This is a genomic window from Streptomyces sp. NPDC127106 (assembly GCF_042677605.1).
In the GTDB taxonomy this organism is placed as follows: Bacteria; Actinomycetota; Actinomycetes; order Streptomycetales; family Streptomycetaceae; genus Streptomyces.
Genome location: NZ_JBHXTC010000003.1, coordinates 252,467 through 265,878, shown reverse-complemented (window position 1 = coordinate 265,878; position 13,412 = coordinate 252,467). Strand labels below are relative to the sequence as shown.

The window sequence follows — 13,412 nt, the reverse complement described above, 5'->3', positions numbered from 1 at the left end:
CCTCCTGCGTGTGGGTGTGGCGGTCCGCGCCCCCTCCCCTCCGCCCCCCCTCCTCTGTTTTTTTTTTTCACCCCGCCCCCCGCCCCCCCCGCCCCCCCCCCCCCCCCCACGACTCCGACGCGACCGAGAACGAGAACGAGGGGGCGGAGCAGTGAGCGACACCGCAGCCGTCACGATGACCTTCCACCCGCGGCCCCAGGCCGGGCAGCCCCGGCCGTGGGCCTTCCCGGCCCCCGAACGCGGCTCCCTGCCCAACGGCCTGACCGTGCTGCGCTGCCACCGGCCGGGCCAGCAGGTGGTGGCCGTCGAGATCAACCTCTCCGCCCCGCTGGACGCCGAGCCGGCGGGCCTGGACGGCGTGGCCACGATCATGGCCCGGGCCCTGTCGGAGGGCACCGACAAGCACACCGCCGAGGAGTTCGCGGCCGAGCTGGAGCGCTGCGGCGCCACCCTCGACGCGCACGCCGACCACCCGGGCGTGCGCGTCTCCCTGGAGGTCCCCGCCTCCCGGCTGCTGAAGGCCCTGGGCCTGCTCGCCGAGGCCCTGCGGGCGCCCGCCTTCACCGACAGCGAGGTCGACCGCCTCGTCCGCAACCGCCTGGACGAGATCCCGCACGAGCTGGCCAACCCGCAGCGCCGCGCCGCCAAGGAGCTCTACCGCCGGCTCTTCCCGGCCGACCTGAGGATGTCCCGCCCGCGCCAGGGCACCGAGGAGACGGTGGCCCGCATCGACTCCGGTGCCGTGCGCGCCTTCTACGAGGCCCACGTGCGCCCCGCCACCGCGACCGCGGTGGTCGTCGGCGACCTGACCGGCATCGACCTGGACGAGGTGCTGGCGGACACCCTGGGCGCCTGGACCGGTACCGCCGGCCAGCCGGCGGAGGTGCCCCCGGTCACCGCCGACGACACCGGCCGCGTGGTCATCGTCGACCGGCCCGGAGCGGTGCAGACGCAGCTGCTCATCGGCCGGATCGGGCCGGACCGGCACGACACCGTGTGGGCGGCGCAGGTGCTCGGCACGTACTGCCTGGGCGGCACCCTCACCTCGCGCCTGGACAAGGTGCTGCGCGAGGAGAAGGGCTACACCTACGGCGTGCGCGCCTTCGGTCAGGTGCTGCGCTCCACGGCCGACGGGCGGGGCGCGTCGATGCTCGCCATCAGCGGCTCGGTGGACACCCCCAACACCGGCCCGGCCCTGGACGACCTGTGGAAGGTGCTGCGCACCCTCGCCGAGGGTGGCCTGACCGACGCCGAGCGGGACGTGGCCGTGCAGAACCTGGTGGGCGTGGCCCCGCTGAAGTTCGAGACGGCCGCGGCCGTCGCCGGCACGCTGGCGGACCAGGTGGAGCAGCAGCTCCCGGACGACTACCAGGCGCAGTTGTACGCCCAGCTGGCCGCGACCGGCACGGTGGAGGCGACCACGGCGGTCGTGAAGGCCTTCCCGGTGGACCGTCTGGTCACCGTGCTGGTGGGTGACGCCGCGCAGATCGAGGAGCCGGTGCGGGCGCTCGGGATCGGCGAGGTCACCGTCGTCACCAACTGACGTCGTCCGTCGCCCGCCGCAACGGGCGGGTGATTCAAGGGGCTTCGGCGGCTTGTCCGCCGGAGCCCCTTATGTCTGTTTGGCCCGAAGGTCGGCTTATGCGGTGTGGCGTGCGCAACAAAAGGCCGTGACCATTTGGTGATTGACTGATGATCCGCCTAGCGTCGGCCGTGCTGTTCGTCAGATGTACGCGCCGCAACCGCGGCACCGGACAGCGATCGCCGAGTCCCCGTCAGGCGCGAGCCTGGGGAGCCGGGGACCCACATGTCCCTGGGGTGAATCGGGCCGCCTCGCCAGAGGGGCCCGTAGGAGACCTTCCTGCTCCGAACCCGTCAGCTAACCCGGTAGGCGAGAAGGAAGGAAAGGATCAGCCTCCTCATGGCCTTTGGCAGCCGTGCCGCCGGCAAGCACCGTGGTTCCAGCCGTCTGAGCCGCAAGACCGCCGGTTACGCCGGTGTGGCCGCCCTCGCGACCACCGGTGTCGTGGGCACGCTCGCGGGCCCGGCGTTCGCCGCTTCGGACAAGGCCCCCTCCACCGAGGACACCGGGCTGAACGCGGTCGTCACCGCCGCGGACCTCGCCGGCGACGTCGAGGCCCAGGCCCAGGCCCAGCAGGCCGCCGCCGAGGCCACCGCCGCCAAGGAGAAGGCCGAGGCCGACGCGAAGGCCCGGGCCGCCGAGGCCAAGCAGAAGGCCGAGGAGAAGGCGAAGGCCGAGCGCGAGGCCGCCGAGCGCGCCGCCCGCGAGGAGGAGCGCAAGCGCCTCAACACCTTCGTCTCCCCGCTCGACGACTCCTACGTCTCCACCCAGTACCGCGCGGGCGGCGGCATGTGGTCCTCGGGCAGCCACACGGGCATCGACTTCCACGCCGCCTCCGGCACCTCGGTGCAAGCGGTGGGTCTCGGCACCGTCGTCGAGGCCGGCTGGGGCGGCGCGTACGGCAACAACGTCGTCATCAAGCACGCCGACGGCACGTACACGCAGTACGGCCACCTGTCCTCGCTGAGCGTCTCCGTCGGCCAGCAGGTCACCCCCGGTCAGCAGATCGGCCTGTCGGGCTCCACCGGCAACTCCAGCGGCCCGCACCTGCACTTCGAGGCCCGCACCGGCGCCTCGTACGGCTCGGACATCGACCCGATCTCGTACCTGCGGTCGCACGGCGTGAACCTCTGATCCCAGCGCGTACGCGCGGACCCGCACGCTTCCTCCGAAGGCCCCGGCTCACCGAGCCGGGGCCTTCGGCGTCATGGCCGTAAATACCGCCGATTTCCGTCGCCGCTCGGAAAATTCAGCCGGTTGCAATAGAGTCCCCATACGATCCCAGTACGGTCACGGCATTGTCGCCGGCAATCGGAAAGAAGCGGAGGTCCCGTCTTGCGTATTCCCGCGCACGCGGTATGCACTGCAATCCGCGACGACATCGTCTCCGGGGCGTTCGAACCGGGCGCCAGGCTGACCGAGGAGGTGCTGGCCCGCCGCTACGGGGTCTCGCGCGTCCCGGTCCGCGAGGCGCTGCGGACGCTGCAGTCCGAGGGCTTCGTGACCACCCGCCGCCACGCGGGCGCCTGCGTCGCCGAGCCCACCGAGCAGGAGGCGGCCGACCTGCTGGAGCTGCGGATGCTGCTGGAGCCGCTGGCGGCCTCGCGGGCCGCCCGCCGGCGCACCGAGGGTCACCTCAAGGTGCTGCGCGGGCTGGTCAGACTGGGCCAGGAGCGGGCCAGGCAGGGGCAGGGCGAGGACCTGCGGGCGCTGGGGGCTTGGTTCCACGAGACCCTGGCGCAGGCCTCCGCGAGCCCCGGGCTGATCACGCTGCTCACCCAGATGCGGCACAAGGTCGCCTGGATGTACACCGTGCAGGCCCCGGCCCGGCCGGTGGAGTGCTGGGCGGAGCACGGCGCGATCGTGGACGCGGTGGCCCGCGGGGACGCCGAGCGCGCGAAGACGCTGACGGCGGTCCACGCCGACCGGACGACCGGGGCCTACCGGCTGCGGGTGAGGACTTCGCAACCTGCCGTAAACATGACGAGCCGCTCCCATTAACAGAAGCGGCGTATGAATGGGGATGCCGCTGCGCCCGGCAATTCTGACCCCGATATTTCCGTGCCCCGGTATTTCCCGGCCCGGTACTTCCCGTCGCGCCTTCACCGGGCCGGCGAAGTGAATTCCTCGACCCGCCCGGAATGTGCGCGGCAGGGCGGGGTGCGGAAAACAGAGGAGCCGCGGTACCGGAATGCTCCGGAGGCCGCGGCTCCGCCGTTCGTGGTGCGAACCCGAAGGGTCAGACGGTCTCGGGGAGCTCCTCCAGCCCCTCGGCGACCAGCTTCGCGAGGCGGTCCAGCGCGATCTCGGCACCCTCGGCGTCGGACGCCAGGACGATCTCCTCGCCACCCTGTGCACCCAGGCCCAGCACCGCCAGCATGGAGGCGGCGTTGACGGGGTTCCCGTCGGCCTTCGCGATGGTCACCGGGACGCCGGAAGCGGTCGTGGCCCGGACGAAGATCGAGGCGGGACGGGCGTGCAGGCCCTCGGCCCAGCCGACGTTGACGCGACGCTCTGCCATGGTGATGCCCTTCAGGTTCTTGCGGTTGTCTAGACCAGTCTCTCACGACGCCCCGAGTGCTCGGACCGGCCTACAACCGGCCTACGACCGGCCTCCGAGCTGCTTTCGGCCGGGCCTTCGACCGGCTTCCGACCCGGGTCTCCCGCCACTCGACGTACCCCAGCTTGCACCGGTTCGCACGGCATTTCCGTATGCGCCGCGCAGGGGCTGTCCTGCCCCTCCTGGGCTTAAGATCACCGCATGACCACCGCGTCGGACCCCGCGTACCCGGCCCACTGGGAAGCCGACGTCGTCCTGAGGGACGGCGGCACCGCCCGGATCAGGCCCATCACCACCGAGGACGCCGGGCGGCTGGTCAGCTTCTACGACCAGGTCTCCGATGAGTCGAAGTACTACCGCTTCTTCGCCCCCCACCCCCGGCTCTCCGACCGCGACGTGCACCGCTTCACGCACCACGACTACGTGGACCGCGTCGGCCTCGCGGCCACCGTCGGCGAGGAGTTCATCGGCACCGTCCGCTACGACCGCATCGGCCCCGACGGCCGCCCCGCCTCCGCCCCCGCCGACGAGGCCGAGGTCGCCTTCCTCGTCCAGGACGCCCACCAGGGCCGCGGCGTCGCCTCCGCACTGCTGGAGCACATCGGAGCCGTCGCCCGGGAGCGGGGCATCCGCCGGTTCGCGGCGGAGGTGCTCCCCGCCAACACCAAGATGATCAAAGTGTTCACGGACGCCGGATACCTGCAGAAGCGCAGCTTCGAAGACGGCTCCGTCCACCTCACCCTCGACCTCGAACCCACCGCCGAGTCCCTGGCCGTACAGCGCGCCCGCGAACAGCGTGCCGAGGCCCGCTCCGTGCAGCGGCTGCTGGCCCCGGGCTCGGTCGCGGTCGTCGGAGTCAGCCGCTCCGGCGCCGGCGTCGGAGCGGCGGCCCTGCGGAACCTGCGCGACAGCGGCTTCCGGGGCCACCTCTTCGCCGTGAACGAGGCGCGCGCCCCCGGTATCGAGGGGGACCTGCTGGAAGGCGTGCGGGCCTACCGCTCCCTCCGCGACATCGACGCCCCGGTCGACCTCGCGGTCGTCGCGGTCCCTGCCGAGCGCGTCCCGCAGGTGGTGGCCGACTGCGGCGAGCGCGGTGTCCAGGGGCTCGTCGTCCTGTCCGCCGGATACGGGGAAAGCGGCCCGGCCGGGCTCGACCGGCAACGCGAACTGGTCCGACAGGTGCGCTCGTACGGGATGCGGCTGATCGGGCCGAACGCCTTCGGCGTGATCAACACCGCCCCGGACGTGGGCCTCAACGCCTCGCTCGCCCCGGTGCCGGCCCCCGTCCCCGGCCGGATCGGGCTGTTCACGCAGTCCGGCGCGATCGGGATAGCGCTGCTGTCCGCGCTGTTGCGGCGCGGCGTGGGGCTGTCGTCCTTCGTCTCCGCGGGCAACCGGGCGGACGTCTCCGGCAACGACATCCTCCAGTACTGGTACGAGGACGAGGCCACCGACGTGGCCCTGATGTACCTCGAAACCCTCGGCAACCCGCGGAAGTTCACCCGGCTCGCGCGCCGCACCGCCGCCGTCAAGCCGGTCGTCGTCGCCAAGGGCGGCCGCCACACCCCGGCCGGCCACGTGGTCCCGGGGACCAGGCTGCCGGAGGCCACCGTCTCCGCGCTGCTGCGTCAGGCCGGCGTGATCCGGGTCGACACGGTGACCGAGCTGGTGGACGTGGGGCTGCTGCTCGCCTCGCAGCCGGTGCCGGCCGGACCGCGCGTGGCGATCCTGGGCAACTCGGAGTCCCTCGGCTTCCTCACGTACGACGCCTGCCTGGCCCAGGGGCTGCGGCCGGGCGCCCCGCTCGACCTGACCACGGCGGCCTCCCCGGCGGACTTCGGCCGGGCCGTGGCCGCAGCCCTGGCCGACGACGCCCACGACGCGGTGGTCGTCACCGCGATCCCCTGGGTGACCGAGGAGGCGGGCGCCGACCACCTGGCCGACGCGCTGCGCGACGCCGTCGCCGCGCACCCCGGCAAGCCGGTGGCGGTCGTCCACGTGGAGCTGGCGGAGCTCGTGGAGTCCCTCTCCCGCGCCGACGTGCGCATCCCCGCCTACCCGGCTGCCGAGCGGGCCGTCCGGGCCGTCGCCGAGGCCGTCCGGTACGGGCAGTGGCGGCGGGCCGACGCCGAGTCCGGCCACGTCCCCGAGTACGAGGACATCGACGAGGCCGGGGCCGCCGCCCAGCTCGCCCGGCTGCTGGCCGAGGTCGGCGGCGGCGACGGGGTGCTCACCCTCGCCGAGGCCGACGCCGCCGCGCTGCTGGCCCGGTACGGGATCCGGGTGCTGCTCACCCTGCCCGCGCCCACCGTCGACGCCGCGGTGGAGGCCGCCGGGGCCCTCGGCTACCCGGTCGCGCTCAAGACCACCGCCCCGCACCTGCGCCACCGGGCCGACCTGGGCGGCGTACGCCTCGACCTGGCGGGCGAGGCCGCGCTGCGCCGCGCGTACGGCGAGCTCACCGGCCTGCTCGGCTCGCCCGCCGAGCTGCTGCCCGTGGTCCAGGCCATGGTCCCGCGGGGCGTGGACACCGTCGTGCGGTCCGTCATCGACCCCGCCGCCGGTGCCGTCCTGTCGTTCGGGCTCGCCGGCGTCGCCTCCGAGCTGCTCGGCGACACCGCCCACCGGATCGTGCCGGCCACCGACCGGGACGTCGCCGGACTGATCCGGTCCATCCGGACCGCACCGCTCCTCTTCGGCTGGCGCGGCAGCGACCCCGTCGACACCCCGGCCCTGGAGGAGCTCCTCCTGCGCCTGTCCCGCCTCGTGGACGACCACCCGGAAGTGGTCGGCGTCACCCTGGAGCCCGTCGTCGTCGCCACCGAGGGCCTCTCCGTGCTGAGCGCCACGGTCCGCATCGCCCGTCCTCCGGCCCGCACCGATCTCGGCCCCCGGACGCTCCCCAGCTACTGAGCCCGTCCGGGGGCGGCCGGGGCGCCCCCTGCGGGCCTTAGGATGGACCCCATGGCGAAATCCGGTACGACGACCCAGGGGCTGCGCGCGGCGATCGAGCGCAGCGGCTACTACCCGGCCCTCGTGGCAGAGGCCGTGGAGGCCGCGGTGGGCGGCGAGCCGATCTCGTCGTACCTGGTCCACCAGGAGACGACGTTCGACTCCAACGAGGTGCGCCGGCACGTCACCGTGCTGGTCCTGACCGGCAACCGCTTCATCGTGAGCCACACCGACGAGCAGGCCGCCGACTCCGGTTCCCCGTCCCCGTACGCGACCACCTCCACCGAGTCGGTGAAGCTGTCCGGGATCTCCTCGGTGGTGCTCAGCCGCGTCGTCGCCAACCCCGAGTCCTACACGCCGGGCACCCTGCCCCGCGAGGTCGTGCTGACCATCGGCTGGGGCGCGGTCTCCCGCATCGACCTGGAGCCCGCTGCCTGCGGCGACCCCAACTGCGACTCCGACCACGGCTACACCGGCAACTCCACCGCCGACGACCTCAGCCTGCGCGTCAGCGAGGCGGGCGACGGCCCGGAGGCGGTCCGCCAGACCCTCCTGTTCGCCCAGGCGCTGTCGGAGGCGACCGCGGCGACCGCCTCCCCCGCCCGCTGATGTCCTACTCCGCACCCGCGAACTGGGACGAACCGGAACTGCTGGACCTGGCCGGCGCCCCCGTCCCGCAGTACGGGACCGGCTCGCTCGCCGACCTGCTGCCGACCCTCGTGGCCGGCCAGGGGGTCCCCGGCTTCACCGCCGCCATCACCGAGCTGACGCCGGCCGACCGGAACTGCGTGTTCCTGGTCGACGGCATGGGCTGGGAGCAGATCAAGGCCCACCCGGACGAGGCCCCGTACCTGACCTCCCTGCTCGGCACCTCGCGCGGTGGCACCGGCCGCCCGATCACCGCGGGCTTCCCGGCCACCACCGCCACCTCGCTGGCCTCCGTCGGCACCGGCCTCCCCCCGGCCCGCCACGGCCTGCCCGGCTACGCGGTCCGCAACCCGGCCACCGGCGAGCTGATGAACCAGCTGCGCTGGCACCCGTGGACCCCGCCGAAGCCCTGGCAGCCGTACCCGACCGTCTTCCAGCTGGCGGACGCGGCGGGGGTGGCCACCGCGCAGGTGTCCTCGCCCACCTTCGAGACCACCCCGCTCACCAAGATCGCGCTGAGCGGAGGCACCTTCGTCGGCCGGATGACCGGCGAGGAGCGCATGGACCTGGCGGCCGAGCGCCTCGCCGCCGGAGACCGCTCGCTGGTCTACACGTACTTCAGCGAGCTCGACGGAGCCGGCCACCGGCACGGCGTGGACTCCGACGCCTGGCGCGGCCAGCTGATGTACGTCGACCGGCTCGTGCAGCGGCTCGCCGAGCAGTTGCCGCCGCGCACCGCGCTGTACGTGACCGCCGACCACGGCATGGTGGACGTCCCCTTCGACGAGGACTCCCGCATCGACTTCGACGAGGACTGGGAGCTGGGCGCGGGCGTGGCCCTGCTCGGCGGCGAGGGCCGGGCCCGGCACGTGTACGCGGTCCCCGGCGCCGAGGCCGACGTACTGACCGTGTGGCGCGAGGTGCTCGGCGACCGGTTCTGGATCGCGAGTCGCGAAGAGGCCCTGGAACTGGGCTGGTTCGGGCCGCCGGGGGAGTGCGACGAGCGCGTCTTCGGACGGATCGGCGACGTGGTCGCGGCCGCGTACGCCGACGTCGCGATCACCGCGTCCGTGAACGAGCCCAACGAGTCCAAGCTCGCCGGCATGCACGGCTCCATGACCGCGGCCGAGCAGCTCGTCCCGCTGCTCGAAGTGCGCACCTGACCGCCTCGAAGCCCCCGCAGCCCTGCCCGCCCCACCCCGGCCCCCTGGCCCCACACTCCTCACACGACCCGGAAGGTCCCGTTTCCTCCATGCCTGAACTGGTGTTTTTCTCCGGCACGATGGACTGCGGGAAGAGTACCCTCGCGCTCCAGATCGGGCACAACCGCTCGGCGCGCGGGCTGCAGGGCGTGATCTTCACGCGTGACGACCGCGCCGGGCAGGGCAAGCTCTCCTCCCGCCTCGGCCTGGTCACGGCGGCGGTCGAGGCCGCGCCGGGCATGGACCTGTACGCCTACCTGGTGGCCCGGATGTCGCAGGGCGGCAAGGTCGACTACGTGATCGTGGACGAGGCGCAGTTCCTCGCCCCCGAGCAGATCGACCAGCTCGCCCGGGTCGTGGACGACCTGGGGCTCGACGTCTTCGCGTTCGGCATCACCACGGACTTCCGCACCAAGCTCTTCCCCGGCTCGCAGCGGCTGATCGAGCTGGCGGACCGGATCGAGACCCTCCAGGTGGAGGCCATGTGCTGGTGCGGGGCACGCGCCACGCACAACGCCCGCACGGTCGGGGGCGAGATGGTCGTGGAGGGCGAACAGGTCGTCGTCGGCGACGTGAACCGTCCTGCGGAGGAGATCGGCTACGAGGTACTCTGCCGCCGCCACCACCGGCGCCGCATGACCTCGACCTCGGCCCACGCGGGAGCCCTCTCCCCGGACGTCCTCCCGGTCAACCAGGCCTGACCACCTGGTTGTAGCGGCCCGCACGAGGCCCCTCCGGTCTCCGCCGGGTGGCCCGCGCCACGCACCGTGCCCACGCGGCCGGCCGCCGCCGCCCACCCCCGCCGCATGACGAGCGCCGCGGTCCGTGCGGCCGCTCTCCCCTCACTGCGGCCGGGTACGGCTGTGGGTGCGGGCGTGGGTGCGGTCCGCGGGACGGGAGGTCCTCACAGGCCGTTGCCGGGGCGGAGCTCGACGAGGGCCAGCAGCGCGCCCTCCGGGTCCGCGACGGTGGTGACCCGGCCGGTGAGGCCCTCGCGGGGCGGCTGGACCACGCGCCCGCCCAGCCGGTGTACCAGGGCCGCGGCCGCGTCGGCGTCGTCGACGGCGAAGTACGTCATCCAGTGCGGGCCGCGGTCGTGCGGCAGGGAGCGCCCGACGCCGTGCACGGCGGCGACGGGCCGGCCGTCCAGGAGCAGGGTCAGGTAGTCGAAGTCGGAGGCCGTCGCGGCCGAGGCGGGGGCCATGGTGCGCTGCACGGCCTCGTGGCCGAAGACGTGCTCGTAGAACTTGCCGACGGTCGAGGTGTCCTGGGTGACCAGCTCGGCCCACACGGGGGTGCCGTGGACCCCGGACAGCTGGGTCCCGACGCGCTCGTCGGCCTGCCAGAGCCCGAAGACCGCGCCCAGCGGGTCGGAGCAGATCGCCGTCCGGCCCGCGCCGGCCGCGTCGAGCGGGCCCACGGCGACCGTGCCGCCGCAGGAGCGGACCGCCTCGGCCGTCGCGTCGGCGTCGTCGGTGGCGAAGTACGTCGTCCAGGCCACCGGAAGGTGCCGGTCCGGCGGCATTTCGCCGATCCCGGCGACCTCCTGTCCGCCGAGGAGGGCCCGGACGTACGGGCCGAAGGGTTCGGGGCCGGGCTCGTAATCCCAGCCGAAGAGGTCGGTGTAGAAGGCCTCGGTCGTCCCGAGGCCGTGCACCATCAGACTCGACCAGCACGGGGTGCCGGGCGGGCGCCGCATTGCGTGTGCTGCCTCGGTCATGTCAGCAGTCTCCTCCCTCGTGGGGCTGTGCCGGACCAGATGGTTTCACTCCGGCGGGCCTGGCGCGCCCCGACCGGCCGGGATTCGCCGGAGCGGGGGTAGATGACCGAATCGGTGCGGCCTGTCGGTATCGGGCTTGTTACGCGGGCCGGAGGGCGGGGAGGAAGATGGCTGCATGACTGCGAACTCTGCGATCCTTTCCGCCGCCGAGCTGGCGGACGCGCTGGCCGGTCCGCGGCCGCCGGTGCTGCTGGACGTCCGCTGGCAGCTGGGCGGCCCCGACCTGCGGACCGCGTACGAGGCCGGCCACCTGCCGGGTGCCGTGTACGTCGACCTCGACCGCGAACTGGCTGGTCCGCCGGGGGCGGGCGGGCGGCACCCGCTGCCGGACCCGCACGAGTTCGGGGCGGTGATGCGCCGGGCGGGGGTCCGTGCGGACGCGGACGTGGTCGTGTACGACGGGGGCCTGGGCTGGGCGGCGGCCCGCGCGTGGTGGCTGCTGCGCTGGACGGGTCACACCCGGGTCCGGGTGCTGGACGGGGGACTGGCCGCGTGGACCGCGGCGGGTGGTGTGCTGACGGATGAGCCACCGACCCCTGTCGAGGGCGATTTCAAGCCAACTCCGGGCCTTTTCGGTCTGCTGGACGCCGACGCCGCGGCGGCCCTCGCGCGCAGCGGGGTCCTGCTCGACGCGCGGGCGGGGGAGCGCTACCGGGGCGAGGTGGAGCCGATCGACCCGGTCGGCGGGCACATCCCCGGGGCGGTGTCGGCGCCGACGACGGAGAACGTGGGTGCGGACGGGCTGTTCCGGCCCGCAGCGGAGCTGCGCGCGCGCTTCGCCGCGCTGGGCGCGGGCGGCGGCGCCGTCCCGGTGGGGGTGTACTGCGGGTCGGGTGTCTCCGGGGCGCACGAGGTACTGGCCCTGGAGGTGGCCGGCATCCCGGCCGCGCTGTACGCGGGCAGCTGGTCGGAGTGGTCCTCGGACCCGAGCCGCCCGGTGGCCACGGGCCCGGACCCCCAGTAGCCGCGGGCGAGCCGGGGCGGATCCCCGCGAGGGGGAGGGTTACTCCTGCTTCTTGCGCCGGGTGCCGAAGACGATCTCGTCCCAGCTGGGGACCGCCGCGCGGCGGCCCGGGCGGACGCCGTCGGCCTCCGCCTGGCGGTCCGTGGTGCCCGTCAGGCGCTCGCGGTGGCCGGCCACCGTCCGCGGCATGAGGACGTCCGCGTACGCGCTGCCCGCTCCCGCCGAGGCCGCCGGGGGCTCCTCGGCCTCCGCCTCCTCCGTCGGGGTGTCCTCGCGCTCCGGGACCACGAGGTCGCCGCGGAAGCTCGGCACCGCCTCCAGCAGGCTGGTCAGCGTGTCCCGTTCCTCCTCCGGCTCCGGTGCGGGCGCCACGGGGCGCTCCGGCCGGTCGAGGGTGCGGTCGAGCGGCCGGTCCCGGGGCAGCCGGGCGATCCGCGGCACGAACGGGTAGCTCGGCTCCGGCGCGGTCGGCAGGTCGTCGGCCTCGCCGATCAGTGCGCGGGCCTCGTCGTCCACGGCCACGACCAGCCGGCGCGGCGGGTCGTAGGTCCAGCTCGCGGAGTGGGTCTCGTTCGCGACCCGGTAGACCAGCAGGACCTCCCAGGTGCCGTCGTCGCGGCGCCAGGAGTCCCACTGGACGGAGTCCTTCTCGACGCCCCGCATCAGCAACCGCTCCGACACGGCCTCGCCGAGCTGGGGCCCGGTGTTCTCGCCGGGGCGGCGTACGGGTGTCTTGCGCGCCCGCTCCGCCATGAACGCGCGCTCGGCCAGCACCGGGCCCTCGAAGCGGCGCACGCGGTCGACGGGGATGCCGGCGAGCTGAGCGACCTCCTCAGCGGAGGCGCCGGCCCGTATGCGCGCCTGGATGTCGCGGGGCCGGAGGTGGCTCTCCACCTCGATCTCGATCTGGTTCAGGCGCGCGCGGTCGTTGCGCACGGCAGCCCGAAGCCGCTCGTCGATCGGAAGGGTGTACTCCGTGCTGTCCGCAGCCTTGAGCACCAGTCGTGTGCCGTCATTCGAGACGGCCACGACACGCAGTTCGGGCATGGGGACCTCCCGGGTGGTGCCTGCCGACGTCACGTGCGTCGCTGCTTCCGCTAGTCGAGTGTGGCCTGCCCGGGTGCAGCCTGCCACAACCTTGCCGAGTTCAACCGGCGTGTCGGGCATGCGCCCTTGATCGCCGTTATGGCACGGTTACCTGTTGGGCACGCACAGTGACCAGTTGGTTACTGTGCGCAGCAGGCGCCCGTGCAATGCCGCGGCATCACCGGTCCGAGTGCCGCTTCTCCGTCAACCGGCCCCCTCTCCCGGGTCCGGACAGCCGAAAGGAAGGACGGCCCCAGGCGTCGCCACAGTACTCCATTCGGGCCACCTCGGTGGACCGCCGCGCCGCCGAACTTATCGGTGTCGGCGGCAGTTGGGCTGCCCCGGATCGGGCCGGACCTGCGATCGTGCCCGTTTTCGGGCGTCTTGGTGCACAGAATCCGCAGAAACGGAGTCGTTCGCTTCGCTCGGGAGTCGTGTGACTCCCGGGAGCGATGGGGCGTGGGAGCCCAAGCGTGGTGGGACACACACCGCATGACGGGGAGACAGGAGCGTCGAGGGCGGGACCCTGGTGCGGGGGGGGGGGGCGCGGGGGGGCGGGGCCCCGGGCGCCGCGGGCGGGGGGGGGCGGCCCGCCACACACCCCCCCCGGGAGAGGGGGTGGAGGGGGCGGGGGGCGC

Annotated in this window: 11 protein-coding genes and 1 riboswitch; of the genes, 8 read left to right on the top strand and 3 right to left on the bottom strand. The window is 73.8% G+C overall.

What is annotated here, in order from left to right:
• Window positions 1-175: 175 nt before the first annotated feature.
• From ACFVGY_RS05595 to ACFVGY_RS05585, 3 genes are all read left to right on the top strand, one after another.
• Entirely contained in the window at window positions 176-1,543 is a 1,368-nt protein-coding gene (locus ACFVGY_RS05595) for a M16 family metallopeptidase (RefSeq protein ID WP_385671574.1), read from the top strand.
• Between the two features lie 209 nt (window positions 1,544-1,752).
• A riboswitch (cyclic di-AMP (ydaO/yuaA leader) is annotated at window positions 1,753-1,908 on the top strand.
• Between the two features lie 13 nt (window positions 1,909-1,921).
• Window positions 1,922-2,716, top strand: a complete 795-nt coding sequence (locus ACFVGY_RS05590) for a M23 family metallopeptidase (protein WP_385671427.1) — start codon at window positions 1,922-1,924, stop codon at window positions 2,714-2,716.
• Window positions 2,717-2,917: 201 nt separating this feature from the next.
• On the top strand, window positions 2,918-3,583 hold the full coding sequence (locus ACFVGY_RS05585) for a GntR family transcriptional regulator (RefSeq protein ID WP_385671424.1): 666 nt from the start codon (window positions 2,918-2,920) through the stop codon (window positions 3,581-3,583).
• Between the two features lie 238 nt (window positions 3,584-3,821).
• Here the strand turns inward: ACFVGY_RS05585 and ACFVGY_RS05580 are convergent, their stop codons facing one another.
• Complete coding sequence (locus ACFVGY_RS05580; RefSeq protein ID WP_385671421.1) at window positions 3,822-4,103, bottom strand: HPr family phosphocarrier protein; 282 nt, start codon at window positions 4,101-4,103, stop codon at window positions 3,822-3,824.
• Window positions 4,104-4,343: 240 nt separating this feature from the next.
• Between ACFVGY_RS05580 and ACFVGY_RS05575 the strand changes: the two genes are divergently transcribed.
• From ACFVGY_RS05575 to ACFVGY_RS05560, 4 genes are all read left to right on the top strand, one after another.
• A complete protein-coding gene (locus ACFVGY_RS05575; protein WP_385671418.1) occupies window positions 4,344-7,055 on the top strand; it encodes a GNAT family N-acetyltransferase in 2,712 nt (903 codons plus the stop codon).
• A gap of 51 nt (window positions 7,056-7,106) precedes the next feature.
• Window positions 7,107-7,703: a DUF5998 family protein gene (locus tag ACFVGY_RS05570; RefSeq protein ID WP_385671415.1), complete on the top strand. Its 597-nt coding sequence runs from the start codon at window positions 7,107-7,109 to the stop codon at window positions 7,701-7,703.
• On the top strand, window positions 7,703-8,905 hold the full coding sequence (locus tag ACFVGY_RS05565; protein WP_385671412.1) for an alkaline phosphatase family protein: 1,203 nt from the start codon (window positions 7,703-7,705) through the stop codon (window positions 8,903-8,905). The genes ACFVGY_RS05570 and ACFVGY_RS05565 overlap by 1 nt, the downstream gene beginning before the upstream one ends.
• 89 nt (window positions 8,906-8,994) lie before the next feature.
• On the top strand, window positions 8,995-9,645 hold the full coding sequence (locus ACFVGY_RS05560) for a thymidine kinase (RefSeq protein WP_385671409.1): 651 nt from the start codon (window positions 8,995-8,997) through the stop codon (window positions 9,643-9,645).
• Between the two features lie 203 nt (window positions 9,646-9,848).
• On the opposite strand, the gene ACFVGY_RS05555 is transcribed toward ACFVGY_RS05560, so the two are convergent.
• On the bottom strand, window positions 9,849-10,664 hold the full coding sequence (locus ACFVGY_RS05555) for a VOC family protein (RefSeq protein WP_385671406.1): 816 nt from the start codon (window positions 10,662-10,664) through the stop codon (window positions 9,849-9,851).
• A gap of 175 nt (window positions 10,665-10,839) precedes the next feature.
• Between ACFVGY_RS05555 and ACFVGY_RS05550 the strand changes: the two genes are divergently transcribed.
• Window positions 10,840-11,688: a sulfurtransferase gene (locus tag ACFVGY_RS05550; RefSeq protein ID WP_385671403.1), complete on the top strand. Its 849-nt coding sequence runs from the start codon at window positions 10,840-10,842 to the stop codon at window positions 11,686-11,688.
• A gap of 39 nt (window positions 11,689-11,727) precedes the next feature.
• On the opposite strand, the gene sepH is transcribed toward ACFVGY_RS05550, so the two are convergent.
• Window positions 11,728-12,768 carry a septation protein SepH gene (gene sepH, locus ACFVGY_RS05545; RefSeq protein WP_385671401.1) on the bottom strand — a complete coding sequence of 347 codons (1,041 nt, stop codon included), beginning with the start codon at window positions 12,766-12,768 and terminating at the stop codon, window positions 11,728-11,730.
• Window positions 12,769-13,412 lie beyond the last annotated feature (644 nt).

Bases quoted from the DNA above. Each gene is read 5' to 3' on its own strand.
- ACFVGY_RS05595 (WP_385671574.1), top strand. From the start codon at position 176: ATGACCTTCCACCCGCGGCCCCAGGCCGGGCAGCCCCGGCCGTGGGCC.
- ACFVGY_RS05590 (WP_385671427.1), top strand. From the start codon at position 1,922: ATGGCCTTTGGCAGCCGTGCCGCCGGCAAGCACCGTGGTTCCAGCCGT.
- ACFVGY_RS05580 (WP_385671421.1), bottom strand. From the start codon at position 4,103: ATGGCAGAGCGTCGCGTCAACGTCGGCTGGGCCGAGGGCCTGCACGCC.
- ACFVGY_RS05575 (WP_385671418.1), top strand. From the start codon at position 4,344: ATGACCACCGCGTCGGACCCCGCGTACCCGGCCCACTGGGAAGCCGAC.
- ACFVGY_RS05570 (WP_385671415.1), top strand. From the start codon at position 7,107: ATGGCGAAATCCGGTACGACGACCCAGGGGCTGCGCGCGGCGATCGAG.
- ACFVGY_RS05565 (WP_385671412.1), top strand. From the start codon at position 7,703: ATGTCCTACTCCGCACCCGCGAACTGGGACGAACCGGAACTGCTGGAC.
- ACFVGY_RS05560 (WP_385671409.1), top strand. From the start codon at position 8,995: ATGCCTGAACTGGTGTTTTTCTCCGGCACGATGGACTGCGGGAAGAGT.
- ACFVGY_RS05555 (WP_385671406.1), bottom strand. From the start codon at position 10,664: ATGACCGAGGCAGCACACGCAATGCGGCGCCCGCCCGGCACCCCGTGC.
- ACFVGY_RS05550 (WP_385671403.1), top strand. From the start codon at position 10,840: ATGACTGCGAACTCTGCGATCCTTTCCGCCGCCGAGCTGGCGGACGCG.